We start from the raw sequence: 982 nt of genomic DNA on the forward strand, positions 1-982 counted from the left end.
CTGGGAAATCGAATTGAGTAAATCAGGAATCAAAAATCAGGTTGAATCTTCTGGAAATAGAGACCTGAATCCGGAAATAGATTGATCATCGTGAGATTTTTTGTTGATTTGAGATTAGAATCCATCAAATTGAAGAATCAGAATTCTAAAATTGAACCAACTGAAAATCAAGAGATTAAAATCAGTTGAAAAGAATGAATAGCCGCCTTTTGGTTGGTCCAGAATTTGAAATGGGCCCTTTTTTGAAATCGGTGAAAAAGAATAAAGCGGCAACCCATAACAATGGCTACACTCAAGCTGGGTAAAAATCTACGATTGAAAAAAGAGAATGAAAAACCCGCTGCAGTCAGCAAAAGCCAGGCTTTGCCAGTTTCGCCTTTTGCTGCCTGCGCTAGTATTGGTGAAATCGAATGAAATGAGTAAATTTAGAATCCCAGCCTGCGCGTAGCCGGGCCGTTCACAGACAATCGCGCAACAGAAAACAGTATCTGTAAGAATTTGAAAGAATGATTCTCCCCGCCTAAAAAAGGTAAATGCCTGATTATCAGTATTCAGAAACTGGGGATGAATTGGTTAGTCCATTGGAGAATTGATCTGTTAAGGCGGGGCAGATGAGATTTCTACAGTTTTATAGTTGGTTTACGAGAATCGTGATAGCCCGAATTAAAAAATTAGATCAAGAGTTGCCGCGGCCCCGTTGAATGGAAATTAAAACGGTATCAGGAAAGGAGTACCCGTCCAGGGGGCTTATGAAAATCAGACGGTAAATGAAAATCAATGAGCAAATAAGGTTTCATGCCCGAATAAGATTGATTTTCAAGGGTTCGCAGATGCATTGAATAGATTTAGCAGGAGAACAATTGAATGATTTTCATTGGGTTAAGTTGGTTTTTACGGGCGATAAACTAAATGAGGGTATCCATTTTGCCCGAAAACTGGTGGTCCGAAATCGGAGAATTGGATAAACTTGAAAAAAGCCCCC

The 982-nt window shown here is 39.6% G+C and carries 1 protein-coding gene; it reads left to right on the plus strand.

Translation table 11 applies throughout. From position 1 onward, the window contains the following. The first annotated feature begins 282 nt into the window (after window positions 1–282). On the plus strand, window positions 283–414 hold the full coding sequence (locus IX84_RS34400; RefSeq protein ID WP_262501679.1) for a hypothetical protein: 132 nt from the start codon (window positions 283–285) through the stop codon (window positions 412–414). Window positions 415–982: the final 568 nt, after the last annotated feature.

This window comes from Phaeodactylibacter xiamenensis (genome assembly GCF_000759025.1).
GTDB lineage: Bacteria > Bacteroidota > Bacteroidia > Chitinophagales > Saprospiraceae > Phaeodactylibacter > Phaeodactylibacter xiamenensis.

Coding starts and splice junctions, on each gene's coding strand:
- IX84_RS34400 (WP_262501679.1), top strand. CDS start 283: ATGGCTACACTCAAGCTGGGTAAAAATCTACGATTGAAAAAAGAGAAT.